Consider the following 26,479-nt stretch of genomic DNA (forward strand, 5'->3'; position numbering starts at 1 on the left):
TTTTCATTTATTAGATCATAAACATAGAATACTGGAGGAATTTATATGAAGAAACAGGTATTGATCACTGTCGCCGCAGTTATTGGCGTAGCAGCGCTCATTATTGCAAGTAATTCATTTTATACAGTACACCAAAAAGAGTTTGTAGCAGTAAGACAATTTGGAAAAATTGTAAAAGTGGAATCTGAACCAGGTTTGAAACTGATTACACCTTTCATACAAAATACTCAGATAATAGGTGCCCAAACAAAAATCTATGATATTCCCGCTTCTGATGTAATAACAAAGGATAAAAAATCAATGATTACAGACACCTATGTTCTGTGGCGTGTAACAGATCCCGTAAAATATATACAATCCCTAAACGCCCTGGATGTCAGAGCCCAGGAGAGAATCGAAGCTGCTGTTTATAATGCCACCAAAACAGCAATTTCATCCATGTCTCAGGATGAAGTTATTGAAGCCCGCGGTGAAGCACTGACAAAGATTATAACCGAGGATGCTAATTCCGATATGGAAAGCTACGGTGTCTCAATCGTTACAGCCGAGATTAAAGCCCTGGATCTACCCGACGATAACAGAACTGCTGTATATGAAAGAATGACATCCGAAAGGAACAACATTGCAGCTTCCTATCAGGCAGAAGGTAAAGCCGAAGCTCAGAAAATAAAAAATGAAACCGATAAGACTGTAACAATCCTAAAAGCAGACGCAGAAAAACAGGCTGCTGCCCTCCAGGGCGAAGGAGAAGCCGAATATATGAAAACTCTTTCCGCAGCATACAATACACCTGAAAAAGCAGAGTTTTATAATTTCATGCGATCACTTGATGCTCTCGAAAATTCATTAAAGGGTGGAGAAAAAACAATTATTTTGGACAAAGACTCCGAGATTGCAAGATTACTCTATGGTATGACTCCCTGAAAACAGCAATGTTTTTTAAGGAGCTAGCCCGGCACAATTTTACGAATTTCTGTGGAAATTTAGGAATCTATATCTAATTGAAAAAATTATACATAGAAAAAATTTATGGGGATACAGCAGACATGCTGATCCCCAATTTTAATTCAATCAAAACGCTTATCGAGATATTATCTGTCATTACAAGCCATGCTATCAATATAATCCCTGTCCCATAGCATTATCTTTAATTTTCTTGCAAGCTTCTGTGCAGGATCAGTAAAATACTGGTTTGTCATTACCACCCCCACCATTCGATCGTAATAATCCCTTCCGGCATATATCTCCTGAACCGCCTTTACACCTATAGGTTTATCATAGCATTTACATTGAATCGCATAGCTTATACCATCTTTTTCAGCCAGGATATCTGCGCCAAAGTCTCCGCTGCCTCTTGTCACTTCAACATCTGTAAATTCCCATTCTTTTAGAAGATCTGCACAATAGTATTCGAATTCATGACCATCCAGTTCATCCATTGGAAGATGTCGGCTCTTAAGGATGCGTATAATGATTATGCTAACAGAGAGTATCACTACAATGACTACTGCTATCATTATCGTAACACCCCATGTTAAATTATCAGCCTGTCCCATTTTCCAATTCCTTTTTCACAAATCATTTATTATTTAAAAGAGCCTGATAAATCTCTCGTTTACCGACACCTCTGTCAGCAGCAACCTGTTTCATGGCATCTTTATGGCTCATTCCATTTTTCTCGTAATGTTCCATGTGGTCTTCGATGCTCATCTTTGCCCACTCTTCCTGTTGCTGTCTGTCAAGAACTTTGAGACTTACTCCTTCAACAACCAGAACATACTCACCCCTTGGTTCGTTTTCTTCATAATGTAAAACTGCACCTTCTAGAGTTGTAGGAATAATTTCCTCAAATTTCTTTGTGATCTCTCTGCAGATGGTTATCTTCCTTTCACCAAGAAATTCAAATAGATCTTTTAATGTTGCTCTTAAGTGGTGAGGAGCTTCATACAGGATAATAGTCCTGTGCTCAGTCCTTAATAGTTCCAATATACGTTTTCTTTCCTTTTTATCATCCTGCCCCGGAAGAAATCCCTCAAATACAAATCGTCTTGAATTTAATCCTGACAACGTAAGTGCTGTAATACAGGCTGCCGGACCGGGAAGAGATGTTACCCGTACCCCTGCTTCATGACACATTCTGACAAGTACCTCACCCGGATCTGATATTGCAGGTGTCCCTGCATCAGTAATAAGCGCTATATCTTTTCCGTTCTGCATCAGTTCTATCAGGTACTCTGCTTTTTCAACCTTATTATATTCATGATAACTTGTCAGCTCTGTATGAATATCAAAGTGATTTAAAAGCTTTATACTGTTTCTTGTATCCTCAGCAGCAATAATATCAACATCCCTTAATGTATCCAATACACGGGCTGTGATATCGTTCAAGTTGCCAATAGGTGTTGCACATAGGTAAAGCATTCCCTGGCTATTATTGTCACTCATAAATTTATCCTCATAACAGGATTGTATCCTCTGCAATCAAAAACCATAGTTGTCTGCCATTTCTTTGCTGTATTTTCCCGGTGCATCATAAATTATGAGAGGTGGCTCAACCTTAATTCTTGATTTTCCGTCTCTTAATCCTTCAATCAGAACCATACTTGGTTCCTTATCCACATACGGATGAACCATCCTGATTCTTTTTGGTTCAATTCTGTTTTTGCACATACACAAAAAAATTTCTGCCAATCTGAATGGTCTGTGCACCATATAAAATCTCCCGCCCGGATGTAGCAGTTTTTTTGCCGCAAGCATTACATCATTTAGATCACACAAAATCTCATGTCTTGCAATTGCCTTGGGACTTTCCTCATTTGTAATCCCATGCCCCTTTATCATATATGGAGGATTTGTCGTTATAACATCAAAAGAGGCAGGTTCAAATATCTTATCCGCCTCTTTTATATCGCCATGTACTATTTGCACGCGCTCTTCAAGTCCATTATACTTCACACTGCGCATAGCCATATCCGCACTATCCTGTTGAATTTCAAGACCTATTAAAGAATCAGCATCTGTTTTTGCTGCCATCAGAAGCGGAATAATTCCTGTTCCGGTTCCAAGATCAAGCACCTTGTCACCTGATGCAGCAAAAGCAAACCCCGAAAGCAGCACAGCATCAATTCCAAAACAAAACCTCTCAGGATCCTGAATTATCATCAATCCGTTTTTTTGAAGATCATCCAGTCGCTCACCGGATTTTAAGAGATTGTTTCTGTCATCATCCCTGCTCATTTGCCCCCTCGTTACGGTTCTGCTTTTTATTTCTGTTATCCTGGTTTCTTCTATCCTGTCCTTTTTTGTCCTGATTCTTGTTGTTTCTGTTTCTATTAAAATTTTTCTTTTTATTATTTCTTCTTTCGAAGTTCTTTTGCCCCTTACTCTGGTTGCCATTTTGACCCGATGACTGGTTGCTATTTTGGCCTTCTGTTTTTTTATTATCCTGTTCCTCAGTATGGCTATTAGCCTGATCATCCGTCAGACCTGCATTTTGCACGATAGTCTGTTTATCTTTCGTATTAGAAGACTGATTATCGCTATACCCTACAGATTGTATCCTGTCCTCGTCCGGAACATTATTCTGTCCTGCAGCCTGATTCTTATCCTGGTCTGAGAACTTATTATTCTGTCGCGTACCCTGATTCTTATCCTGGTCTGATGGCTTATTATTCTGTCCTGTAGACTGCTCCTTATCCTGTGCAAAAGACTGATTATTTTTCAGTCCAGATTCATTCTCAGTTCTACTGTTTTGATTCTTATCTTCCTGATCAGCAGCCACTTTATCTTCTGAATACTGTTTATTATTCTGATTATTCTTATTTTGATTGTTTTTATTCTGGTTATTGTTTTGATTATTATTCTGTTTATTCTGTCTGTTCTGATTCTTATTTTTTGCAGGCCTTTCAGGCATACTAATATCCTTGTCCTGCTGTTCCAGAGCCTTAGCTGCCTCTTCATCTGCATCCTTTTCCTTAGGCGCATTCTGCTTGTGTTTTTGTCTTTTTCTTACAAGAGTCAAATCATCCACATTATATTCGTGAACTTCCTTCTCATCATCCACATCAACAAGTATTCTTACCGTCTGCCTAAGAATATTTACACTTGCAACCTCGCCTTCAAGATCATCATTAGTATGAACTATGTCACCAACCCCTGGCATTTTCCGATTCAGTTCTTCATAAACATCCTCTTCGTTTTTAAGACAGCACATAAGCCTGCCGCAAACTCCGGAAATCTTTGTAGGATTAAGCGACAGATTCTGCTCCTTTGCCATTTTTATTGACACAGGAATAAAATCGGAAAGATATGAATGACAGCATAAAGGTCTTCCGCATATTCCATATCCTCCAATAATTTTGGTTTCGTCTCTGACACCAATCTGTCTCAGCTCAATTCTTGTTTTAAATTCAGATGCAAGATCCTTAACCAGATCTCTGAAATCTATTCTTCCATCAGCTGTAAAATAGAATAACACCTTGTTATTATCAAAAGTATATTCCGCATCTATCAGCTTCATTTCAAGGCCATGTTTAATGATCTTTTCCTTGCAGATTTTGAAAGCTTCTTTCTCCCTTATACGGTTGCTTTTTTCTTGTTCATCATCCTTCTCATTAGCCATTCGAAGAACTGCTTTTAAGGGTTTTGTGACTTCCTCATCATCAACATCTCTGGGGTCTGAAAGCACAGTTCCGTATTCGACGCCTCTTGCTGTCTCAACGATAACGTGATCACCTTTTTTTATATCAAAGTTACCCGGATCAAAATAATAGATCTTGCCGGCTGTTCTGAATCTTACGCCGATAACTCTGGTCATATATTTATAAATTCTCCTTTATATCAAGCATCAGCATTTCGAGAGTCATTAAGCTGTTCACATTAGCACGAATTCGTGCTCTTGCCCTCTCAATTGCCATTAATATATTATCAATTTCTTTATACGAACATTTTTCCGTAACACTACTAATATACGACAGTTTATCAGCGAAAATCAAGTGATCCGCACTGTTCTCCGCTTTATAAACAAGTATATCCCTCACAAAAAATAAAAGGACATCCAGAAAGTCATTTGTTAATATTACATCCATTTTTTTCTCAGACCCTTCTTTTGGTGATAAAAGTGTCTGTAGTCTTTCAATAAGCTCTGAAATCTGGGTTCTTCCAAGTCTTGAAACCAGATCGATCGCACCGTTTTTTAATCTTTCAAAATCTTCATTTTCTGACAATAAAATTGCTTTTCCTACATTTCCCTGAGCAAAAGAAACTGCCAGTTGTGCTTTATAATCCACGACCTGCCTCTTCTCCATAAGATATTTTTGTATCAGGTCATCTCTTACAGGTTTTAAGTTAAATACTATGCATCTGCTGAGAATTGTCGGAAGAAAAGCATCTATATTTGAAGTAAGTATTAAGATAGTCGCATATGCCGGAGGTTCCTCAAGTGTTTTTAACAGAGCATTTTGTGCCTGTTGTGTCATCAATTCCCCGTCCGGAATAATATAAATTTTATGATCTGAATATGGTTTTATATAGACATCGTCACAAACCTGCTGTCTTATCTCATCTACACCGATAGAAGTCGCTTTTTCATGTCTTACTATTCTTATATCAGGATGTGACTGACTTTGTGCCTGTTTACACGAATGACATTCTCCGCAGTTTTCAATAACTCCATCTACATCCTTCTTGTCTTCACATAAAATTGTTTGTGCAAAAACCCCCGCAATCATTTTTTTGCCACTTCCAGCATCCCCTGAAATAATATAGGCATGTGATATTTTCCCTGTTTTAAGGGCATTTTGCATATGTTCCTTTATCTGATCCTGATCAATTATATCTAAAAAATGCGCCATTAGCGCCTATTCCTCCCATACTACAAAAAAATAAAGCCGTTTTAACACAGATTTTTATTATGTAAAAATATCCAATAATAATCCTTCTATCTGACCTATCTTTGCAAGAATATTAATATTGTCCTTTTCATCCTTTACAAGTTCCTTTGCCAACTCGTCCAGATTTTCATCAATTAGTCTTATAATTCCATAGACCCTATGCCTTCCTCTCCTATCCAGAAAATTTTCTCTGGAAAAAGCGTGAGACCTGGTTACAATCTCATTCAAAAAATCCTTGATAAGTATCCGATATCTCTGCATGTCTCGTATGTCATTTTTTTTGGATATCTGTTTCCCCTGCTGAACAATATCCTGCATCATCATGTTAAGGCGCTCAGCCAAAGTAGAATCTTCAATCTTGCTGGTGAGAGTAAATTTGAAGTCTCCACTCACCTCCTGAGACTGTTGTGTCTGCTGTACCTGTGTAGTTTGCTGAATATTGTCTATCCTTATATCCATAAAAAACCTCTTAAATCAGTTACCTGTTTCTTGAATAATGAAACTTTCTATCTCTTCAATACAGTCTATAAGATCGCCGTCATTGTTAAAAGTTCTCATTATACCGGCTTCCTTTAGCTTTTCATCTGCATAGTCAGACTTATCAGCCAAAAATCTCCTGCACATTTCATCATATTTTGGCTCCTCCTGCTTCAATTCTCTATGCATGGCCCTTTGCATAATAGATCCATCCGTTGCACTTATCATCAATGGTACAACATTTTCTTTTCCAAAATACTCTCTCATTGATTTAAACATTTCAACAGTACCAATAATAAGATAGTTCCCCTTCGAAAGATCTATCTGTCCATCATCTACCGTAAAGTAATGCCAGGGTCCATACATAGTTTCGTATGTGCGTTCCTCAATTATCTTTCTATTCTCTCTGAACTTCTCGTAACGTTCTATACTACAAAAGAAATACTGAACTCCGTCTTGTTCCTTTTCTCTCATTGGTCTGGTTGTGTAAATAATTACCTTTTTAAGATCAACTTTTCCTCTTTCAAGGAGGCTTTTATAAATTGTATCCTTTCCACATGAGCTTCTGCCCATTATCTCAAATATTTTTCCCATAAAACAATTTCTTACTTTCTTATTTTTTCTACAGCTCTTATTTTTCTATAACTCTTATTTTTCCATAACTCTTATTTTTCTCTATATTTCTTATTATCGTAAAAAGTATATTTTCTCTCTGTGTCTGTTTACGGTACGAGCTGATGACACGCAATAGTGGCTTTTCCTGGCAGTACTTCCATGTGCTTAACTACTTTATCTTTTTCCACCTTGCGGGAACTGTCTTTCCTTCATCTTTATGAATATGCTACTTATTTTTATTGTAATCCATATTATTTTTATTCTATATTTTCTTTATACAAATAGTTTCATATTTCCGGGTTAAACGAATATTTTTAGATGATACATACCAAGCTGCTGTATTTGTTGTTACTTGATTATGCTAAGCATTCTCGGACGATATCAGTATCATTTATCACATTATCTATCAGGTAAAACAATACTGACTTTCCTTTCCCCATTTTGCAAAATATTGACACCTTGAATATTTCTTCCATCATTAATATAATGGCCTATACTATTTATAAGTTCTTTTGTAAACACTTCTCCAGGTACAATTAATGGTATACCCGGTGGATATAAATTAACAAACTCTCCGGATATTCTTCCTGTTGCAAGTGAAATATCCAATTCTTCCCGTGTTGAATCCCATGCTTTATAGATTGGAAGCAGTGCTTTAGGATAATTGTCACTTACTGTAAATTCCTTACATATATTCTCACTCGTACTATTATTTACATCTTTATTATTTATTTTAAAATTCAGCTTATTATCTATTTCATTTATTGCCTTAATAAGCCGATCAATTCCGTCATCAGAATCATATCCTGTAATGATCAATAACACATAATCATCACCTGCCATCTCAGGCTGCAAATCATAATCTAAACGAAGTATATCATATATCTGTTGTCCCGTAATAGCTCTGTTTCTCACGAAAACAAGCACCTTACATGGATCCTTTATACAATCTTCTCCCGGAATAAAAAGATAATTACAATTAATTGTTTCTCTTAGAATTCTCTTCTTATATTCAATTAACCTTCCAAATATCTCATCTCCTCTATCTAAAATATCATTTATACATGAATCAATAGATGACATTAAGACATACGATGGACTACTTGATTGATAAATTCTAAGAAACCTTCTTAGCATTTCTCTATTTATCAGGTTTCCCTGAACATGAATTAAAGCTGTCTGTGTCATTGACGCCAGAGTCTTATGAACACTATGTATAATAATATCTGCACATTGTGTAATTGCATTTTCGGGTAAATCTTTAAATAATCCAAAATGTGCTCCATGTGCAGCATCAACTATCAATGGTATACTAAACCTATGACATACTTCAGATATTTCTCGAATGTTTGAACATATTCCGTCATAAGTCGGAGAAGTAATAAATACAGCTTCAATACTATTATCTTTCTCTAATTCCGCTTTTACACACTCTGGATCAATTCCTCCCCATACAAATGAAGTATTATCTAGCCTAAGCATTACCGGTTTCAAATAGCTAAGTTCCAGTCTTCTTATATAAGCTGCATGATATAATGCTTTATGCGAATTTCTACCTGCCAGAAGCTTTCCACCTGCCGGTATAGCAGCAGAGATAGCAGCTAAAATACCTGATGTACTACCATTTACCAATAAATGTGTTTCACCTACTCCATATAATCTGCTTGCCTTTTTTTCGATATCTAGCAAAATGCCTTCAGCGTCATGAAGATTATCAAAACCATCTATCTCAGTTATATCTATATCCATATATCCAGCCATACTTCCGGCACAAGGATTTCTCTTATGTCCAGGCATATGAAAAGGGTATAATTTGCTTCTATTTAATTTCTCTAACTCTTTTTTTAAAGATTCCATATTCTTAAGCCTCTATATATTTTTTTAAACGTCTTCTTTACATTCTTATTTTATATTTTCTCATAATATTCTCATTTCATGTATCATCTTTACATTTTAATTTATGTATTCTTCTTATATTCTAATTTTGTGCATCCTCTTTACATTCTAATTTATGTATTCTTCTTATATTCTAATTTTGTGCATCCTCTTTACATTCTAAATTTATGTATTCTACTTATATTCTTATTTTATGCATCCTCTTTTCATTTTAATTTATGTATTCTACTTATATTCTTATTTTATGCATCCTCTTTACATTCTTATTTATGCATTCTACGTATATTCTTATTTCCGCATCCTTTTTATATTCTTAATTTTTTTATTAAATTACTGATCTAAATAATCACTATAATTTCAACATTTATATTTTTTGTTTTTATATACTATTTGTTTTTCTCAGTTATTTTGAAATAACAATAATTTTTTATATTTGCATTTATACTATTGTTATCCAAAGAAAAACATAAATAACTATTTTATTATCATCTAAAAAAGAATTATCTATTTCTCTTAGTCTGCCTTTGTTCAATTACAATATTTTCACTATAAAAATTGTTGTAGTAATCTTATTATATTAAGATTATATAATTATATTGTAATTATCTAGCAAAAGCTCTAATAAATCTATTTTTTCATAATATAAACATTTATCTGCATATAATTTTTAATTATTTGTAAATTTTCTATATTACAAGTTATTTTTCTAACAAAATATTGTATAATGTAGTGTATGAGCGTTTAGCTGATGTTTTATCAGACAATCAGCTATCATAATAGAAAAAGAAAAGGAGTTTAAGAAATGGCAGAAATCAATTTAACACAGTATGGCATTACAGGCACAACTGAGATTGTTCACAACCCTTCATACGAGCTTTTATATGAAGAAGAGATGAAGTCTGATCTCACAGGTTATGAAAAAGGTCAGGAAACAGAGCTTGGTGCTGTTAACGTTATGACAGGTATTTATACAGGACGTTCTCCTAAAGACAAGTATATCGTAATGGATGATAACTCAAAGGATACTGTATGGTGGACATCTGATGAGTACAAAAACGACAACCATCCTATGACAGAAGATACTTGGAATACTGTTAAGGAAATCGCTAAGAAAGAGCTTTGCGATAAGAGACTTTTTGTTGTAGATGCTTTCTGCGGTGCTAACAAAGATTCTCGCATGGCTGTACGTTTCATCGTTGAAGTTGCTTGGCAGGCACACTTTATAAAGAATATGTTCATTCAGCCTACAGTTGCTGAGCTTGCTGATTTCACACCTGATTTCGTTGTTTATAACGCTTCAAAGGCAAAGGTTGAAAACTATAAAGATCTTGGTCTCAACTCTGAGACATGTGTTGCATTCAACATCACAAGTCGTGAGCAGGTTATCATCAATACTTGGTATGGCGGTGAAATGAAGAAGGGTATGTTCTCCATGATGAACTATTATCTTCCTCTTAAGGGCATGGCTTCCATGCACTGCTCTGCTAACACAGATATGGAAGGTAAAAATACTGCTATCTTCTTTGGTCTTTCCGGAACAGGTAAGACAACACTTTCAACTGATCCTAAGAGACTTCTCATCGGTGATGATGAACATGGTTGGGATGATAATGGTGTATTCAACTTCGAGGGTGGATGCTACGCAAAGGTAATCGGCCTTGATAAGGACGCCGAGCCTGATATCTACAATGCTATCAAGAGAAACGCTCTTCTCGAGAACGTTACTGTTGCAGCTGATGGTAAGATTGATTTTGAAGATAAGAGTGTAACAGAGAATACTCGTGTATCTTATCCTATCGATCATATTGAAAACATCGTTTCTAAGGTTAACAAGATTTCTGCAGGTCCTGATGCTAAGAATGTTATCTTCCTTTCAGCTGATGCATTTGGTGTTCTTCCTCCTGTATCAATCCTTACACCTGAGCAGACCCAGTATTATTTCCTTTCAGGTTTCACAGCTAAGCTTGCTGGTACAGAACGTGGTATAACAGAACCCACACCTACATTCTCTGCTTGCTTCGGTCAGGCATTCCTTGAGCTTCATCCTACAAAGTATGGTGAAGAACTTGTTAAGAAGATGCAGAAGTCAGGTGCTAAGGCATACCTTGTTAACACCGGTTGGAATGGAACTGGTAAGAGAATCTCTATCAAGGATACTCGCGGTATCATTGATGCTATTCTTAATGGTGATGTAAACAAAGCAGAAACAAAGAAGATCCCGATCTTCGATTTCGAAGTTCCTACATCTCTTCCTGGTGTTGATCCTGCAATCCTTGATCCTCGTGATACATATGCTGATGCTTCTGAATGGGAAGCAAAGGCTAAGGATCTTGCTGATAGATTCACAAAGAACTTCAAGAAATACGAAGGTAATGACGCTGGTAAAGCTCTCGTAGCTGCTGGTCCTCAGCTTTAATAAATCAATATCTTAATAATTAAAGGGTGGTCAAACGACCACCCTTTTTTCTGCTTAATCCATAATAAAAGAGCCTAACTCTCTAGTCAGACCCTCATAACGCTTGGCAAACCCTCAAAAAAGCTTGATTAGCTATATTTATTGCTTCATAGATATTTTTATTATATCTTATGTATTCGAAATGTCTCTGTAATAATCTATTATACTATACGAAATTTGCTCACAATTAAATTATGGTAAATCAATATAATGAGCTTTCACTTTTGCTTTATGAATCCCAAATGTTTCCATTGTTGAACAATATTTATCTGCTAATGTTACAATCCAGGCTTCTCTGCAAAGAGGAGGAACAATTGTAAGCGGCCACATATGTTTCTTTATTATGTCTTTTTCTCTGGGAGTAAGTATAAAATCTCTACTTGCATTTTTCAGTGCTGTTCCAGGGTGAAAGAAACCATGTAATTTAGGGTGAACGTTTCCCTTATCCTTGCCATCCTTATGCCAATCATATAGAAAATAATCATGCAACAAAGCTCCTCTTACAAGCTCACGCTCATTGCACTTTGCATTCAAAAATCTATTGATCCTAAGAGCTCTTTCTGCCACGTTAATACTGTGTTCATATACGGACATATCACCATGTTGAATAAAACCATGTGACTTTCTAAATGTATGTGAAGAAAGTATTGCTTCTCCATGCTTACGAAGAGATGCTTTTATCTTTTTATGATTTTCAATTCTTTTTTCTAAATTCATTGATCATCCCCGCCTTTATATTAATCCAAGACTTATTTTACGCATCTTTTTATTGTTTAGCAATTACATATATAAAGAATTATATAAAGAACAATCTAATATTTCATTTTTTTATAAGTCATTTGTTTTTATGTTTCTAAATTGGGAAATTAATTAAAAAGATGCCTAGACTCGGAATCGAACCAAGGACACGAGGATTTTCAGTCCTCTGCTCTACCAACTGAGCTATCTAGGCAAACTTGAGTAGCGGGGACAGGATTTGAACCTATGACCTTCGGGTTATGAGCCCGACGAGCTTCCAGACTGCTCCACCCCGCGATATTTAATTGAATGGATGGCGGTGGATTCGAACCACCGAAGCAATTTGCAGCAGATTTACAGTCTGTCCCCTTTGGCCACTCGGGAAGCCATCCAAATAAAAGAGCCGATGAGCGGACTCGAACCGTTAACCTGCTGATTACAAATCAGCTGCTCTGCCAATTGAGCCACATCGGCTTATTTCTGAAAACACCTTTTCAGAAATGATGGGGCCTATAGGGCTCGAACCTATGACCCTCTGCTTGTAAGGCAGATGCTCTCCCAGCTGAGCTAAGACCCCATATTAACAAATATTAGATAATGAGCGACCCGAAGGGGGTTCGAACCCCTGACCTCCGCCGTGACAGGGCGGCGCTCTAACCAGCTGAGCCACCGGGCCAAACAGTTGTACCTTCAAAACCGAACACTGAATACTTCATCTTCAATCCGTTATTGTTCTATATCCTTTTTTGGACAAGCCCTCGACCTATTAGTACACATCAGCTGAACACGTTACCGTGCTTACACCTTGTGCCTATCTACCTCATAGTCTCTAAGGGGTCTTACTGCAATAAGCAGGGATATCTCATCTTGAGGGGGGCTTCACGCTTAGATGCCTTCAGCGTTTATCCCTTCCGGACTTGGCTACCCAGCCTTATGCATCTGGCGATGCAGCTGATACACCAGCGGTCCGTCCATCCCGGTCCTCTCGTACTAAGGACAGCTCCTCTCAGATATCCTACGCCCGCGCCGGATAGGGACCGAACTGTCTCACGACGTTCTGAACCCAGCTCGCGTACCGCTTTAATGGGCGAACAGCCCAACCCTTGGGACCTGCTACAGCCCCAGGATGCGATGAGCCGACATCGAGGTGCCAAACCACTCCGTCGATGTGAACTCTTGGGAGTGATAAGCCTGTTATCCCCAGGGTAGCTTTTATCCGTTGAGCGATGGCAATCCCACTTTCATGCCACCGGATCACTAAGTCCTACTTTCGTATCTGTTCCACCCGTCGGTGTCACAGTCAGGCTCCCTTCTGCCTTTGCACTCTGCGAATGGTTTCCGTCCATTCTGAAGGAACCTTTGAGCGCCTCCGATACCCTTTCGGAGGCGACCGCCCCAGTCAAACTCCCCGGCAGACATTGTCCCCGGACCGGTTTCACGGTCCTTGGTTAGAAACCCAGTACTATAAGGGTGGTATCCCAACAGCGACTCCATGACAACTGACGTCATCACTTCACAGTCTCCCACCTATCCTGTACATACAGTACCGAATCCCAGTATCAACCTGGAGTAAAGCTCCATGGGGTCTTTCCGTCCTGGCGCGGGTAACCAGCATCTTCACTGGTACTTCAATTTCACCGGGTGCATTGCCGAGACAGTGCTCAAATCATTACGCCTTTCGTGCGGGTCGGAACTTACCCGACAAGGAATTTCGCTACCTTAGGACCGTTATAGTTACGGCCGCCGTTTACTGGGGCTTAAATTCAAAGCTTCGGTTGCCCTGACCTCTCCTCTTAACCTTCCAGCACCGGGCAGGCGTCAGCCCATATACCTCACCTTTCGGTTTCGCATAGACCTGTGTTTTTGCTAAACAGTTGCTTGAGCCTCTTCTCTGCGGCCTGCTCTCGCAGGCTCCCCTTATCCCGAAGTTACGGGGACATTTTGCCGAGTTCCTTAACAATGCTTCTCCCGCCGGCCTTAGGATCCTCTCCTCATCCACCTGTGTCGGTTTACGGTACGGGCTGATGATACGCAATAGTGGCTTTTCTTGGCAGTACGTCCATGTGCTTCACTACTCTTACTTCGTTCCCCCTTGCGGGACCGGTCTTTCCTTTCCCGGCTCACACTTTCGTCCTGCGTCCCCACAGTTCTGATATCATCAGGTGCAGGAATATCAACCTGCTGTCCATCGACTACGCCGTCTGGCCTCGCCTTAGGTCCCGACTTCCCCAGGGCAGATCAGCTTTACCCTGGAATCCTTGGATATTCGGCCTGGAGGATTCTCACCTCCATCTCGCTACTCATTCCGGCATTCTCTCTTCACAGCGCTCCATCGCTCCTTACGGTACGACTTCGACGCTGCTGTGAATGCTCCCCTACCGATCACAAGTACCCGTAGATACTTGCAATCCCCAGGCTTCGGTGTCGTGTTTCAGCCCCGGTAATTTTCGGCGCAGGACCTCTCGGCTAGTGAGCTATTACGCACTCTTTGAATGTGTGGCTGCTTCTGAGCCAACATCCTAGCTGTCTGTGAAATCCCACATCCTTTTCCACTTAACACGCACTTTGGGACCTTAGCCGTGGATCTGGGCTCTTTCCCTTTTGACTGTCCAACTTATCTCGTACAGTCTGACTCCTGCGCTCAGCCATACTGGCATTCGGAGTTTGATAATCTTTGGTAAGCGGTGAAGCCCCCGCGGATATTCAGTGCTCTACCTCCAAATGGCATGCTACAGGGCTAGCCCTAAAGCTATTTCGGGGAGAACCAGCTATCTCCGGGTTCGATTGGAATTTCTCCCCTATCCACACGTCATCTCCACCCTTTTCAACGGATGTGAGTTCGGACCTCCACAGCCTTTTACGGCCGCTTCATCCTGCACATGGATAGATCACCCGGTTTCGGGTCTATGTTATGTGACTCTCGCACTCTTCACACTCGGTTTCCCTCCGGCTCCGGACCTATGGCCCTTAACCTCGCCGCATAACATAACTCGCCGGACCGTTCTACAAAAAGTACGCGATCACTCTCATAAGGAGCTTTCGCAGTTTGCAGGCACAGGGTTTCAGGTTCTCTTTCACTCCCCTCCCGGGGTCCTTTTCACCTTTCCCTCACGGTACTATGCGCTATCGGTCACTAAGGAGTATTTAGCCTTACGGGGTGGTCCCCGCTCTTTCAGACAAGGTTCCACGTGTCTCGTCCTACTCTGGATACTGACTCGCTTCGGACAATTTCGCTTACGGGGCTCTCACCCTCTCTGGCAGGTCTTTCCAGGACCTTTCTGCTATCGTCCTCCATCGATCATTCAGTCCGAACCCCGGGTGCAAGCACCCGGTTTGGGCTCTTCCGCGTTCGCTCGCCGCTACTTACGGAATCACGGTTGTTTTCTCTTCCTCCGGCTACTTAGATGTTTCAGTTCACCGGGTTCCCTCCACATGCCTATGTATTCAGCATGCAGTGACAGGAGTTCTTCCTGCCGGGTTGCCCCATTCAGATATCTGCGGCTCTCAGTGTATTTGCCACTCCCCGCAGCTTTTCGCAGCTTATCACGTCTTTCTTCGGCTCTTAGTGCCAAGGCATCCGCCCTGCGCCCTACATAGCTTGACCAGCTATATAGAACTTTTGGTCCATTTAATAACCACGTTCCCGCATATATCTGATATAGCGTTATCGATATATGCTCGTTTATGTATTGCTACATTGTTTTTTCTGGATCTCGGATCCTGATCATATGATCGCAGATCCGTTCGATGTCTTTTAATCGGATTCTCTGATTAAAATGTTTTCTTCAGTATTCGGTTTTCAAGGTACAGACTTCTGACTGTTTTACCAGTCATCAGGAAACGGATCTTCCTCTGTTCCCTCATCACTGTTAAAACTTCTTCTTTTTATATCCGGCAGCCACCTATCCTCCCATGCCGTCTCCAGCATAGTACTTTCGGCCGATAAGGTCTTAACCGTCGTGTTCGGGATGGGTACGGGTGTTTCCCCTTTTCGCATCGCCACCGGAATTTTTCTGTTGCCACCGGCAACAAAACAGTAATGCAACTCCCTACTTCTTCCTCTTCCTTAGAAAGGAGGTGATCCAGCCGCAGGTTCTCCTACGGCTACCTTGTTACGACTTCACCCCAGTCATCCGACCTGCCTTCGACGGCTCCTTCCTTGCGGTTAGGTCACCGGCTTCGGGCATTTCCGACTCCCATGGTGTGACGGGCGGTGTGTACAAGACCCGGGAACGTATTCACCGCAGCATGCTGATCTGCGATTACTAGCGATTCCAGCTTCGTGCAGGCGGGTTGCAGCCTACAGTCCGAACTGGGTCGTTATTTTTGGGATTTGCTCCCCCTCGCGGGTTCGCTTCTCTTTGTTACGACATTGTAGCACGTGTGTCGCCCAGATCATAAGGGGCATGATGATTTGACGTCATCCCCACCTTCCTCCAGGTTATCCCTGGCAGTCTCCATAGAGTTCCCATCTTACTGCTGGCTACTATGGACAAGGGTTGCGCTCGTTGCGGGACTTAACCCAACATCTCACGACACGAGCTGACGACAACCATGCACCACCTGTCTCTACTGTCCCGAAGGCCTACAGACATTACTCTGTATTCAGCAGGATCTCAAGATCTGGTAAGGTTCTTCGCGTTGCTTCGAATTAAACCACATGCTCCACCGCTTGTGCGGGTCCCCGTCAATTCCTTTGAGTTTCATTCTTGCGAACGTACTCCCCAGGTGGAATACTTAATGCGTTTGCGTCGGCACTGAAGGACTTCGTCCCCCAACACCTAGTATTCATCGTTTACCGCGTGGACTACCAGGGTATCTAATCCTGTTTGCTCCCCACGCCTTCGAGCCTCAACGTCAGTTGCTGTCCAGTAAGCCGCCTTCGCCACCGATGTTCCTCCTAATATCTACGCATTTCACCGCTACACTAGGAATTCCGCTTACCTCTCCAGTACTCTAGTCATACAGTTTCCAAAGCAAGCCCACGGTTGAGCCGTGGGGTTTCACTTCAGACTTGCATCACCGTCTGCGCTCCCTTTACACCCAGTAAATCCGGATAACGCTTGCCCCCTACGTATTACCGCGGCTGCTGGCACGTAGTTAGCCGGGGCTTCTTAGTCAGGTACCGTCATCTCCCCGAAGGGTCTTTCTTCCCTGCTGATAGAGCTTTACATACCGAGATACTTCTTCACTCACGCGGCGTCGCTGCATCAGGCTTTCGCCCATTGTGCAATATTCCCCACTGCTGCCTCCCGTAGGAGTTTGGGCCGTGTCTCAGTCCCAATGTGGCCGTCCGACCTCTCAGTCCGGCTACAGATCGTTGCTTTGGTAGGCCGTTACCCCACCAACTGGCTAATCTGACGCGGGCCCATCTCGTACCACCGGAGTTTTTCACACTGTGTCATGCGACACCGTGCGCTTATGCGGTATTAACAGTCGTTTCCAACTGTTATCCCCCGGTACGAGGCAGGTTGCCCACGCGTTACTCACCCGTCCGCCACTAAGAATATACAATCTTTGACCGAAGTCTCGGAAGCGTATATTCTCCGTTCGACTTGCATGTGTTAGGCACGCCGCCAGCGTTCATCCTGAGCCAGGATCGAACTCTCACGTTTAAATGTTCTATCAGGATCTCTCCTGATCTCGTTCGTCTGACCAGAACTTAAGCTTAGCTTTTGTTCTGTCCGTTTTTACCTTGTTAGGTTTGTTTTGTTCTCTGAATATTCTTTTTGGAATTTTCAGGGTTGCATTACTATTTCATTGTCAATGTGCTTTGTCTTGGCTTGTCGTCCGCAACTCATTTAATATATCATGTTGCAAACCTTATGTCAAGAACTTTTTATTTTTTCTCACTGAGGCTTTGTAAGATATTTCTCAAATCATCTACATATCACCCGCAGCGAGCGAATATAAATATATCACTGCGCCTATATTGTGTCAATCATTTTTTTAAAAATTTTATAAATATTTATCAAAGCTTATTTTTTTACAATAATTTGCACGTTTTCATTAGTCTTTAAATCTTAATTGAACAATCAAAAAGCATTTAACCCACAAAGTAATCGGGTATGCACCCCATAAAGTGTACACAAATAGATCTTAAACTTAAAAGAATCCTGCTATGTACATATTCACAGAATCCAGATTAACATATTTAAAGGAATGCTAAATATATTTCTTACTGATGTTGCAATGGATTTCTAAAGATTGAATGATTGATCCCCATAAGTATCAACCGGATATGATGTCTGAAGATGAGTGGGCGACCGCTAAATGTGATAAATATGATTATTTAATCGCTGCTTTTTGCGGTGGGACAGCAGGTCTTGTTGATGTGTTTTTTGTTGGCGATCCATTAACTAGCGTTTTGGGTAATTCTGTGGATAAAGTGGCTGATGGTTTTGTTAAGAAAGCTGCTCAGTTATTTTGGACTCAGGATAAAAGAACTAAGGGAAAGCCTAAAAAGATGCCAGAATCTTTGGTTCAGTGTATAAGCTACTTGGAGCAGGCCTTTCCTGTTAATTATGATGCTCGTTATGCTATTCAAAAATCCACAAAAATTCATTACATCATAAAGTTTCTTTTAACTTCGTATAAAACGACTGGCATTTTCCTATATAAGAAAGAATACCTTTTTGCAACATTCTCGAGCCGAGGCAAGTTGTCCGGGGGGCATCTTGCAACTACCAAAGTGAAACGTAAACGCGATTGCTTTAGCAGTTATATTTTTTCGCGCTCATCCCTTGCAGAGCATTTTGGGTAATCGATTTTAATGAGGGGCTACCTTCGTGAGGGTCTTTCTTGAGGGTTGCTCGTGAGGGGCAAACTTGAGGGTCTGGTTTGAGGGTTATTCGTGAGGGTTTAGCCTTAAATAGCAAAAAAAACAGGATTGATCAACATAGTCTGTTGGTTAATCCTGTTTCTTTTTTTCGAAGGATCATTGTCCTTCTTTCTTCCTTCTCGTATGATACTTTTTGCGGAAAATACACTAAAGAAGGAGGATACATGAATAGTATCACAGATTTATTAGACCTTGAAGATGGCGACCTCTGTATCACAGAAACCCAGATTCAAGGTCAGACTAAAACTATCACCATCGAAACCAAACCTGTGGCTCATTACTGCCCTAACTGCGGCTACAGGATGTATTCAAGAGGTGTCAAAAAGCGAAAAGTTAATCATCCTATTCTTCAGGACAACTACTCGCTTATCATTATTCTGAAACAGCGGCGATGGCGCTGTACTAATCCCGAGTGTCTTTATGACATCAGCGAAAATTTCAAGTTTGTAAACAAGCGCAGGCGCACATCCAACGCTACGGATATGCTGATTGTAGACGCGTATAGAAATCTTATGGAAACATCGGTCTCTATTGCCAAGAAGTTTCATGTTTCAGATTCCCATGCTCACGAAGTCTTCGGCAGGTATGTCAAACTCGACCGTCTTCCTCTGACAGATGCCATTTCTATTGATGAGGTCTGCATAGATATGGATGAACGTTGTAAGTACGCCCTGGTCATACAGGACTTCCATACCGGTGACCCGATTGACCTGCTGCGCAGTAGAAGAAATGATGTCACAGAGCCCTATTTCACTGGAATTCCAATTGAGGAGAGATTATCTGTAAGATACCTTATTTCTGACATGTACAAGCCCTATATCGCTTATGTAGAGAAATATTTCCCCAATGCAATCCCCGTTGTAGATTCCTTTCACGTAATTCAATGGATAACTCGCCTGATAGACAATCATATCCGTCAGCTGATAAAGAAATACCGCCAGCGTGACCGTGAGCTCCAGGCCAAGCTTTCTATGGAACGTCATGAACCTGTCACTCTTCCGGTCTCTGATGAGGTATACATTCTACAGAAGTACCGTTGGTTGGTCCTGTCCAATCTATCAAATATCCGTTATCATCAAGATCTTCGTATGGATCCGCATTTCCACCGGCTTATGAACACGTTTGATTATGAAGATGCCCTATTCAGGATAGATCCCAATCTTCAGGAATTCAGGGATCTCAAAGAAAAGTATGTGCAGTTCAATTCTCGCAACAACGGCGATCCGCATTCAGCAAGGTTGGAACTGTACACGCTGATAAAAGAATACAGAAGCTCCAGGCATGATATATTCCGCGATTTTGCCTCACTTCTTGAAAAATTTGAGGATCCCATAATCAATTCTTTCATAATGGTTGAAAAAATGGGAAATGGAAAAATCTACAACAGCAGGCTTTCTAACGGCCCTATTGAATCAATAAACAGGAAAATAAAGGATCTGAAGCGCATGGGCAGAGGCTTAAGGAACTTTGAGCACTTCCGCAACCGGTTCCTTTATTCAACCAGATCCGCTCCTGTGCTCAATGGCGTAACTGACTATAACCCTGTTGATTACTTTGAAGAAGATGATTTTTAGGAGGACTAATTAATGCTTGATTATTGTGCTTTCAGCAAAGACCATAAATGCATCAAATGGGAAGATTATCAGATAATGCTTCAAGAGATAGAAGAAGCAGACTCACTTTGCCATGGTAACTGGATTGAAATAGAAAAACAATACAACTACATCCTGGAACTACAGAAAATCCTTGATGAACATGGTATTGATTATCCTGTGCTGCTGTAATCTAATCAGAGGGTCTGGGGCTATAACTCCAGACCCTCAAGTTTGCCCCTCACGAATGACCCTCACGAATGACCCTCACGAATAACCCTCACGAACTCCACTAAAAAAGAGCCAGCCCCTCAGGACCAATGTCATTAAGTTAAGATGACACTATAAAGATCTCTACATCAGAAATGGTGTAGGGGTCTTTTTTTCTAAAAAGTAGTTGACAGATAAACATAAAAGTGCGGCCGCTTTCGCTACAGATTATTATAAGAAGTAGCGAAAGCGGCCCTTGAAATTAGAGGCAAAAGTCTTTATTTCAAGGAGGTGCACATGAAAGCAAAACAGGTTAGAGACACTTTACTAAAGGAGATACGCACTGTTTGTAAGTCCATTGAACAGTTCTGTGTCTCTCCAGGAAAGGATTTTGTAAGAAACAGAAAAATGCCGATTGAAAAACTCATTTTGACAATCATTGGTATGGGGAGCAGAAATATCACAAATGAATTATTAGATTTTTATGATACTTCTCCAGATACGCCTACAGCTTCCGCTTTTGTACAGCAGCGAGACAAACTTAAACCTGAGGCGTTAGAGACTATATTCAAATCATTTTCTATTAAATTGTTAGCTAGCTCAGTGAAGCAAATGCCTATCCTTGCAGTCGATGGTTCTGATGTTCAGATAGCAACAATTCCCGCAGATACAGAGTCATTTTTCACGGGGATGAATGGTCAACATCCTTATAATCTTTTGCATCTTAATGCTCTCTATGACCTTAATCAAAACATATACTTGGATTCTGTCATTCAGAAAAAGCACAATTACAACGAACATTTAGCGTTAATATCGATGGTCGATAGATCAACAATACCAAAGGCACTTTTGATAGCCGATCGAGGATATGAATCTTACAACAACATGGCGCATATTCAGGAAAAGGGGTGGTTTTTTCTTATTCGCATAAAAGATGGAATACATGGTATAAAAGATGGTTTGGACCTTCCAACAACAGACACTTATGATGTTGAATTCAATTTAAAGTTAACCAAGAAGAATACCAAAGAAACAAAGGAATTATTTAAGGATAAAAATCATTACAAATACATATCACACACAACACCTCTTGATTATCTTCCACCTAAGTCACGAAAAGCAGATCCTCTGGTGTTCTATAAGATTGGATTTCGGGTTGTTAGGTTTCCTATTTCGTCAAATGATTATGAAACAGTAATAACAAATCTAGATTCAAATGATTATCCCCCGTCAGAAATAAAAAGGCTTTATGCAGCTCGATGGGGAATAGAATCATCCTTCAGAGCATTAAAATACACTCTTGGAATGGTTTTTTCATTCAAAAAAAGTAGCGTGTATTCTGCAGGAAATATATGCGCATCTAATAATGTATAACTTTGCGGAAACGGTCACTTCGCAGGTATCCATCCGCAAAAAGCAAAGGAAACATACATATAAAGCAAACTTTACAGTAGCAGTCCATATGTGCAGACTATACTACAGCAGAAAAACAACGCTACAAGTTCTGGAAACCGTTATTTCGAAGAACCTCTTGCCAATTCGCCCGGATAGGAGCCGAGAGCGAAAATTTGCACCAAGAGTTTTCCGTGGTTTCTTATATAGAGTAGCATAACTGAGTTAAAAATACATAATAAGGATAAGGCAGATGACGTCTGCCTATTAGTCATGCCATAAACAACAAAGGAGAGACTGAGATAATGATATCAGTCTCTCTTGGAAATACACTTGTTTACTTCTAGTTCATTAACTTAATGACATTGCCCTCAGGACTGACCCTCATAAACTTTGGGAAACCCTCACGAATATCGATTACCCATATCGATTACCCAAAAAATCCCAGCACTAAGCTGGGATCTGATTAACGGAGAAAGAGGGATTTGAACCCTCGCACCGCGTGAACGGTCTACACCCTTAGCAGGGGCGCCTCTTCAGCCACTTGAGTATTTCTCCAAGTCTGAAACCTCTACCAAACGGTATTTGGTTTTTTGCGTTAACAAATATCGTTAACGCAAATGTTATTATACAAAGTAGCATGGGTATTGTCAACAAGTCTTTTTATTAATTATATATTTTAATCATTTTTTCTTAATTTATAGTACAAAATTGACTAATCGCTGTTTCATAAAGATTTTTTCCTTCGCAATCTATAACTACAATTGCTGGAAAATCTTCCACTTCAAGCCTTCTTATCGCTTCTGTTCCCAGATCATCGTATGCCACAACCTCAGACTTTTTTATTGCTTTTGAAAGAAGCGCCCCCGCTCCACCAATTGCAGCAAGATATACCGCCTTATTTCTGACAATCGCTTCAATAACTTCTTTTGATCTTTTTCCTTTTCCAATCATACCACAAAGACCCATGTCAAGCAGCTGTGGGGCATACTTATCCATTCTGCTGGCAGTTGTTGGACCCGCTGAGCCTATAGTTCTTCCTTCTCTGGCAGGAGAAGGTCCCATATAATAAATTACGTTACCTTTTATTCCTATGGGAAGAGCCTGCTTGTTATCTAATGCCTCCTTCATTCGCTTATGCGCAGCATCTCTTGCAGTATAAATTGTACCTGTTATATACACCATATCCCCACTATGTAAATCTTGAATTGTGTTTTGATCAAATGGTGCTGTGATTTTCTTTTCCATATAATATCCTTTCATTTATAAGTTTTAATAAAACTATTGCATATAAATGGGGTTATATCACAGTACTGCGATGTCTGTTCACATGGCAGCAAATATTTACGGCTACAGGTAACCCTGCTATATGTGTCGGATAAGTAATAATATTTACGGCAAGTGCAGTAACCGTGCCTCCCAGTCCTCCAGGGCCTATACCTGTACTATTTATTCTATCAAGCACTTCTTCTTCCATCATTTTTACATATGGTATTTCAGAGTGTTCCCCAACCTTTCTAGTCAGCGCTTCTTTGGCCATAATCGCACATTTTTCAAAAGTTCCACCAATTCCTACTCCTACAACCATAGGTGGGCACGCATTTGGTCCGGCATCTTTAACAGCCTGTACTATTGCATTCTTAACACCCTCTTCGCCATCAGCTGGTTTAAGCATGAATACTCTGCTCATATTTTCGCTACCAAATCCTTTGGGCGCAATTGTTATTTCAACCTGTTCACCCGAAACAATATTGTAATGTATTACCGCCGGTGTATTATCACCTGTGTTTTCTCTGATAATAGGGTCTCTTACAACTGATTTTCTTAAGTATCCGTCTGTATACCCCTGTCGTACACCTTCATTTACTGCTTCCGTCAGATTTCCGCCGGTAAAATGCACATCCTGTCCTATGTTTATAAAAAACACAGCCATTCCTGTATCCTGGCAAATTGGGATATCTTCCTCTCTTGCAATTTGAAGATTCTTTTGTAGCTGTTTAAAAATCTGTTTTCCAAGTACTGATTTTTCTTTATCGCACGCATCTTGAATAGCATTTTCCATATCAGAAGAAAGTCTGTAATTAGCATCAATGCATAAATTCTTTACAGCTTTTGATATCTCTGAAACATCTATTTCTCTCAAGTTATTCCTCCATAAACTTTACTTTTTTATGATTAAAGAAAATAAATATAATATCTTTTATTACTTAAGATTTTCACAAAGGTTTTTCAGTTCTTCCGAAGATGGTTCCGTTGGCTTCCATAAAATATGTTGTCCATCATTTTCATATCTTGGAATAATATGAAGATGAAAGTGATTAACAGTCTGTCCTGCTGCCGAACCATTATTTTGGACGAGATTAATTCCATCTGCCGATAATTTGTCTTTAAGTCTTGTTGCAAGTTTTTTTGCAAGTTTTATTGCTTCTGCTGCAGTTTCATCCGGTAGTTCAAACAAATTCTCATAATGATCCTTTGGTAATATAAGACAGTGTCCTTTTGTTGCAGGACCATTATCAAGAATTACGTTAAACATGTCATCCTCATAAATTGAATTTGTCGGAATATCTCCATTGGCTAGTTTGCAGAAAATACAATTTGAATCCTTCATAACCATTCCTCCATTGTGTATTCTTTTTTATTTATAATTGTAATCAGTAAAACTATTATTATCCCGCTAAGAAGCCCCCCGATGTGTGCTGCATTATCAACATTCTCAGTCCTAAAGCCGGTATATACAGACAATGCCACCATTAGAGCCAGTCTTATCATCAGGTTTGACCCCTTTTTCAGTTTCTTCCTTCCATAGTAAACTATTACTATTACAGCTCCTATAATTCCGAACACTGCCCCACTTGCTCCGATGGAAGGTATAAATTCTGCCTTGAAAAAATCATAAGCTATACTCAGTATGTTTCCACCAATACCGGATAGAAAATATAGTATCAGATAAAAGATATGTCCTATATCATACTCAACATTCGCACCTACAAACATCAAAATCAACATATTACTAAATAAATGCTCGGCATCTGCATGCAGAAACATAGATGTCACAAGCCTGTAGTACTGAGATCCTGCCATTATATAATCCGCACGTTGTTCGAATCTCTGAACAAACGGCTCTCCCAATATGAGGCTGATAATAAAAATGATTATATTGAGGATAATTATTATTGTATTAATATACGAACTTATTAGAATATTTTTCTGTTTGTCCCAAAACGCTTCTGTGAAGTCTTCATTATTTATCTTTTTAACGTCTTCATTAGTTGTTTCAGAAGCCTTATCTATACCATGATCATTATCAAAATCTTTCAAGATTATTTAAAATCAAACAGCTGATCCATACTTCTCAGCAGTTTGAAATCTCCCTTCATTTTGAGATTGCCTTCCATAAATGCTCTTTGGAAAGTCATTCTTCCCGATACAATCTGCTCGAATACAGACGTATTCATAGATGCATGAACACTACATGTACTTGCCTCTCCAAGCCTGCATTCGATTTCATGATTATCAATTCGAACAAAAATATCTCTATCTCTTGTCTGATCCAGAAGTGAGATCTGATAAACCGCATGCAATCCTGCAACAGGTTTAAAATGTTCTTTCAAACTTTTTACAAAATCTTCAGCATGCTGGGCTGCATTATCTTTATCCATCTTATCCCTAAAAATATTACTCAGCTCCTGAATATCCTCTTTTTGTTTCTGAACATATTCTTCATTTGAAATATACCTTGAAAGCTGTTCTGTTTCCTGAGGTGTAAGATCCGTAATCTTTGTTATTGAAACTCTGTTCTTTACTGCCTGATTGCTGGTTGGCAAAGACTGTATCTTCTGATTTATATTTCGATATATATACTCTGCCTTTTTCTCTATCAAGTTCTGATAGCTTTCATTTCTTTCAAAAGTAGATGTATCAGCTATATACCCGCATATACCATCAATCGGGATACCTCCAAGTATCTCCCACGCAGAAGCTAGCTCCATCATTCCTTCACGCTCTCCATGCGTTGTTGACATTACTATTGGAGCCATATACAATCCATTGATTTTGTCTTTATCCCCGTAAAGCCAGCAAGCATCAAGGAATTGGTGCATATATCCGCCCACGCCAAACCATTCCACTGTTGAGGCAAGGATTATTCCATCAGCATTTTTTAATGTGCCGGGAAGTGCTGTAATTCCATTTTTCTGCTCAAAAAGATTTATTTGTTCCACTTGAACATTGAGTTCTTTAAAAACCTCTGACATTTTGGATAAAACCATAAGTGTCGGATCATCTATTATTCCGCGTCCGCCATAATATATATTGATTTTCATACCGTACTCTCCACGTTAAATGAATCAAACTAATGCTTATTATATCA

At 39.8% G+C, this 26,479-nt stretch carries 19 protein-coding genes, 7 tRNA genes, 3 rRNA genes and 1 pseudogene; 6 read left to right on the top strand and 24 right to left on the bottom strand.

Features of this window, described 5'->3' with window-relative positions:
• Window positions 1-45 precede the first annotated feature (45 nt).
• Window positions 46-924 carry a protease modulator HflC gene (gene hflC, locus BV60_RS0116780; RefSeq protein ID WP_029323607.1) on the top strand — a complete coding sequence of 293 codons (879 nt, stop codon included), beginning with the start codon at window positions 46-48 and terminating at the stop codon, window positions 922-924.
• 167 nt (window positions 925-1,091) lie between these two features.
• Here hflC and BV60_RS0116785 read toward each other — a convergent pair whose 3' ends face one another.
• From BV60_RS0116785 to BV60_RS0116820, 8 genes and pseudogenes are all read right to left on the bottom strand, one after another.
• A complete protein-coding gene (locus tag BV60_RS0116785; RefSeq protein WP_035777302.1) occupies window positions 1,092-1,556 on the bottom strand; it encodes a restriction endonuclease in 465 nt (154 codons plus the stop codon).
• 22 nt (window positions 1,557-1,578) lie between these two features.
• A complete protein-coding gene (rsmI, locus tag BV60_RS0116790; protein WP_029323611.1) occupies window positions 1,579-2,445 on the bottom strand; it encodes a 16S rRNA (cytidine(1402)-2'-O)-methyltransferase in 867 nt (288 codons plus the stop codon).
• Window positions 2,446-2,481: 36 nt separating this feature from the next.
• On the bottom strand, window positions 2,482-3,237 hold the full coding sequence (locus BV60_RS0116795; RefSeq protein ID WP_029323613.1) for a tRNA1(Val) (adenine(37)-N6)-methyltransferase: 756 nt from the start codon (window positions 3,235-3,237) through the stop codon (window positions 2,482-2,484).
• 685 nt (window positions 3,238-3,922) lie between these two features.
• Window positions 3,923-4,816: pseudogene (locus BV60_RS24390) on the bottom strand (PSP1 domain-containing protein); the annotation flags it as partial.
• A gap of 4 nt (window positions 4,817-4,820) precedes the next feature.
• A complete protein-coding gene (locus BV60_RS0116805) occupies window positions 4,821-5,852 on the bottom strand; it encodes a DNA polymerase III subunit (protein WP_029323617.1) in 1,032 nt (343 codons plus the stop codon).
• A gap of 57 nt (window positions 5,853-5,909) precedes the next feature.
• Window positions 5,910-6,350 (bottom strand): YaaR family protein, encoded by a 441-nt coding sequence (locus BV60_RS0116810; RefSeq protein ID WP_029323618.1) that lies wholly within the window; start codon window positions 6,348-6,350, stop codon window positions 5,910-5,912.
• A 15-nt stretch (window positions 6,351-6,365) separates the two neighbouring features.
• On the bottom strand, window positions 6,366-6,962 hold the full coding sequence (locus BV60_RS0116815) for a guanylate kinase (protein ID WP_029323620.1): 597 nt from the start codon (window positions 6,960-6,962) through the stop codon (window positions 6,366-6,368).
• 420 nt (window positions 6,963-7,382) lie between these two features.
• The gene (locus BV60_RS0116820; RefSeq protein ID WP_029323622.1) at window positions 7,383-8,840 is read right to left on the bottom strand and encodes an aminotransferase class I/II-fold pyridoxal phosphate-dependent enzyme; all 1,458 of its coding nucleotides are present in this window, start codon (window positions 8,838-8,840) and stop codon (window positions 7,383-7,385) included.
• A gap of 841 nt (window positions 8,841-9,681) precedes the next feature.
• Here BV60_RS0116820 and pckA point away from each other — a divergent pair.
• Window positions 9,682-11,295 (top strand): phosphoenolpyruvate carboxykinase (ATP), encoded by a 1,614-nt coding sequence (pckA, locus tag BV60_RS0116825; RefSeq protein WP_029323623.1) that lies wholly within the window; start codon window positions 9,682-9,684, stop codon window positions 11,293-11,295.
• A gap of 231 nt (window positions 11,296-11,526) precedes the next feature.
• Here the strand turns inward: pckA and BV60_RS0116830 are convergent, their stop codons facing one another.
• The 10 genes from BV60_RS0116830 to BV60_RS0116875 all read right to left on the bottom strand — a co-directional run bounded on the left by BV60_RS0116830 (window position 11,527) and on the right by BV60_RS0116875 (window position 17,687).
• Window positions 11,527-12,051, bottom strand: a complete 525-nt coding sequence (locus tag BV60_RS0116830) for an HD domain-containing protein (RefSeq protein WP_051656816.1) — start codon at window positions 12,049-12,051, stop codon at window positions 11,527-11,529.
• A gap of 162 nt (window positions 12,052-12,213) precedes the next feature.
• Window positions 12,214-12,286: transfer RNA gene (locus tag BV60_RS0116835), tRNA-Phe, on the bottom strand.
• Window positions 12,287-12,295: 9 nt separating this feature from the next.
• A tRNA-Met gene (locus BV60_RS0116840) sits at window positions 12,296-12,369 on the bottom strand.
• Window positions 12,370-12,382: 13 nt separating this feature from the next.
• Window positions 12,383-12,464: transfer RNA gene (locus BV60_RS0116845), tRNA-Tyr, on the bottom strand.
• A gap of 9 nt (window positions 12,465-12,473) precedes the next feature.
• Window positions 12,474-12,546 (bottom strand) — tRNA-Thr (locus BV60_RS0116850).
• A 30-nt stretch (window positions 12,547-12,576) separates the two neighbouring features.
• Window positions 12,577-12,649: transfer RNA gene (locus tag BV60_RS0116855), tRNA-Val, on the bottom strand.
• Between the two features lie 25 nt (window positions 12,650-12,674).
• Window positions 12,675-12,748: transfer RNA gene (locus BV60_RS0116860), tRNA-Asp, on the bottom strand.
• A 70-nt stretch (window positions 12,749-12,818) separates the two neighbouring features.
• Window positions 12,819-15,676 (bottom strand): 23S ribosomal RNA (locus tag BV60_RS0116865).
• A gap of 285 nt (window positions 15,677-15,961) precedes the next feature.
• Window positions 15,962-16,079 (bottom strand): 5S ribosomal RNA (rrf, locus tag BV60_RS0116870).
• 63 nt (window positions 16,080-16,142) lie between these two features.
• Window positions 16,143-17,687, bottom strand: a 16S ribosomal RNA gene (locus BV60_RS0116875).
• Together the 16S, 23S and 5S rRNA genes with 6 tRNA genes alongside form the textbook arrangement of a ribosomal RNA operon.
• Window positions 17,688-18,283: 596 nt before the next feature.
• On the opposite strand from BV60_RS0116875, the gene BV60_RS23540 reads away from it, so the two are divergent.
• The 4 genes from BV60_RS23540 (at window position 18,284) to BV60_RS22280 (ending at window position 22,089) form a co-directional block, all read left to right on the top strand.
• Window positions 18,284-18,835, top strand: a complete 552-nt coding sequence (locus BV60_RS23540; protein WP_051656817.1) for a hypothetical protein — start codon at window positions 18,284-18,286, stop codon at window positions 18,833-18,835.
• Window positions 18,836-19,077: 242 nt separating this feature from the next.
• A complete protein-coding gene (locus tag BV60_RS0116885; protein WP_051656818.1) occupies window positions 19,078-20,487 on the top strand; it encodes an ISL3 family transposase in 1,410 nt (469 codons plus the stop codon).
• Window positions 20,488-20,499: 12 nt separating this feature from the next.
• Window positions 20,500-20,697, top strand: a complete 198-nt coding sequence (locus BV60_RS0116890; protein ID WP_026497869.1) for a mobility-associated LCxxNW protein — start codon at window positions 20,500-20,502, stop codon at window positions 20,695-20,697.
• Between the two features lie 315 nt (window positions 20,698-21,012).
• Window positions 21,013-22,089 carry an IS4 family transposase gene (locus tag BV60_RS22280; RefSeq protein ID WP_242841000.1) on the top strand — a complete coding sequence of 359 codons (1,077 nt, stop codon included), beginning with the start codon at window positions 21,013-21,015 and terminating at the stop codon, window positions 22,087-22,089.
• Window positions 22,090-22,577: 488 nt separating this feature from the next.
• Here BV60_RS22280 and BV60_RS0116900 read toward each other — a convergent pair.
• From BV60_RS0116900 to BV60_RS0116925, 6 genes are all read right to left on the bottom strand, one after another.
• Window positions 22,578-22,665, bottom strand: a tRNA-Ser gene (locus BV60_RS0116900).
• A 135-nt stretch (window positions 22,666-22,800) separates the two neighbouring features.
• The gene (locus BV60_RS0116905) at window positions 22,801-23,355 is read right to left on the bottom strand and encodes a Fe-S-containing hydro-lyase (RefSeq protein ID WP_029323629.1); all 555 of its coding nucleotides are present in this window, start codon (window positions 23,353-23,355) and stop codon (window positions 22,801-22,803) included.
• 52 nt (window positions 23,356-23,407) lie between these two features.
• The gene (locus BV60_RS0116910) at window positions 23,408-24,250 is read right to left on the bottom strand and encodes a fumarate hydratase (RefSeq protein ID WP_029323631.1); all 843 of its coding nucleotides are present in this window, start codon (window positions 24,248-24,250) and stop codon (window positions 23,408-23,410) included.
• 60 nt (window positions 24,251-24,310) lie between these two features.
• A complete protein-coding gene (locus BV60_RS0116915) occupies window positions 24,311-24,718 on the bottom strand; it encodes an HIT family protein (RefSeq protein ID WP_029323632.1) in 408 nt (135 codons plus the stop codon).
• Entirely contained in the window at window positions 24,715-25,428 is a 714-nt protein-coding gene (locus BV60_RS0116920; RefSeq protein ID WP_051656819.1) for a rhomboid family intramembrane serine protease, read from the bottom strand. Before BV60_RS0116920 ends, BV60_RS0116915 begins: the two co-directional genes overlap by 4 nt.
• A gap of 2 nt (window positions 25,429-25,430) precedes the next feature.
• Window positions 25,431-26,432, bottom strand: coding sequence for an SCP2 sterol-binding domain-containing protein (locus BV60_RS0116925; protein WP_029323636.1), 1,002 nt, complete (start codon window positions 26,430-26,432; stop codon window positions 25,431-25,433).
• Window positions 26,433-26,479 lie beyond the last annotated feature (47 nt).

This window comes from Butyrivibrio sp. AE3004 (assembly GCF_000703165.1).
Lineage (GTDB): Bacteria > Bacillota > Clostridia > Lachnospirales > Lachnospiraceae > Butyrivibrio.

Bases quoted from the DNA above. Each gene is read 5' to 3' on its own strand.
- hflC (WP_029323607.1), top strand. From the start codon at position 46: ATGAAGAAACAGGTATTGATCACTGTCGCCGCAGTTATTGGCGTAGCA.
- BV60_RS0116785 (WP_035777302.1), bottom strand. From the start codon at position 1,556: ATGGGACAGGCTGATAATTTAACATGGGGTGTTACGATAATGATAGCA.
- rsmI (WP_029323611.1), bottom strand. From the start codon at position 2,445: ATGAGTGACAATAATAGCCAGGGAATGCTTTACCTATGTGCAACACCT.
- BV60_RS0116795 (WP_029323613.1), bottom strand. From the start codon at position 3,237: ATGAGCAGGGATGATGACAGAAACAATCTCTTAAAATCCGGTGAGCGA.
- BV60_RS0116805 (WP_029323617.1), bottom strand. From the start codon at position 5,852: ATGGCGCATTTTTTAGATATAATTGATCAGGATCAGATAAAGGAACAT.
- BV60_RS0116810 (WP_029323618.1), bottom strand. From the start codon at position 6,350: ATGGATATAAGGATAGACAATATTCAGCAAACTACACAGGTACAGCAG.
- BV60_RS0116815 (WP_029323620.1), bottom strand. From the start codon at position 6,962: ATGGGAAAAATATTTGAGATAATGGGCAGAAGCTCATGTGGAAAGGAT.
- BV60_RS0116820 (WP_029323622.1), bottom strand. From the start codon at position 8,840: ATGGAATCTTTAAAAAAAGAGTTAGAGAAATTAAATAGAAGCAAATTA.
- pckA (WP_029323623.1), top strand. From the start codon at position 9,682: ATGGCAGAAATCAATTTAACACAGTATGGCATTACAGGCACAACTGAG.
- BV60_RS0116830 (WP_051656816.1), bottom strand. From the start codon at position 12,051: ATGAATTTAGAAAAAAGAATTGAAAATCATAAAAAGATAAAAGCATCT.
- BV60_RS23540 (WP_051656817.1), top strand. From the start codon at position 18,284: ATGATTGATCCCCATAAGTATCAACCGGATATGATGTCTGAAGATGAG.
- BV60_RS0116885 (WP_051656818.1), top strand. From the start codon at position 19,078: ATGAATAGTATCACAGATTTATTAGACCTTGAAGATGGCGACCTCTGT.
- BV60_RS0116890 (WP_026497869.1), top strand. From the start codon at position 20,500: ATGCTTGATTATTGTGCTTTCAGCAAAGACCATAAATGCATCAAATGG.
- BV60_RS22280 (WP_242841000.1), top strand. From the start codon at position 21,013: ATGAAAGCAAAACAGGTTAGAGACACTTTACTAAAGGAGATACGCACT.
- BV60_RS0116905 (WP_029323629.1), bottom strand. From the start codon at position 23,355: ATGGAAAAGAAAATCACAGCACCATTTGATCAAAACACAATTCAAGAT.
- BV60_RS0116915 (WP_029323632.1), bottom strand. From the start codon at position 24,718: ATGAAGGATTCAAATTGTATTTTCTGCAAACTAGCCAATGGAGATATT.
- BV60_RS0116925 (WP_029323636.1), bottom strand. From the start codon at position 26,432: ATGAAAATCAATATATATTATGGCGGACGCGGAATAATAGATGATCCG.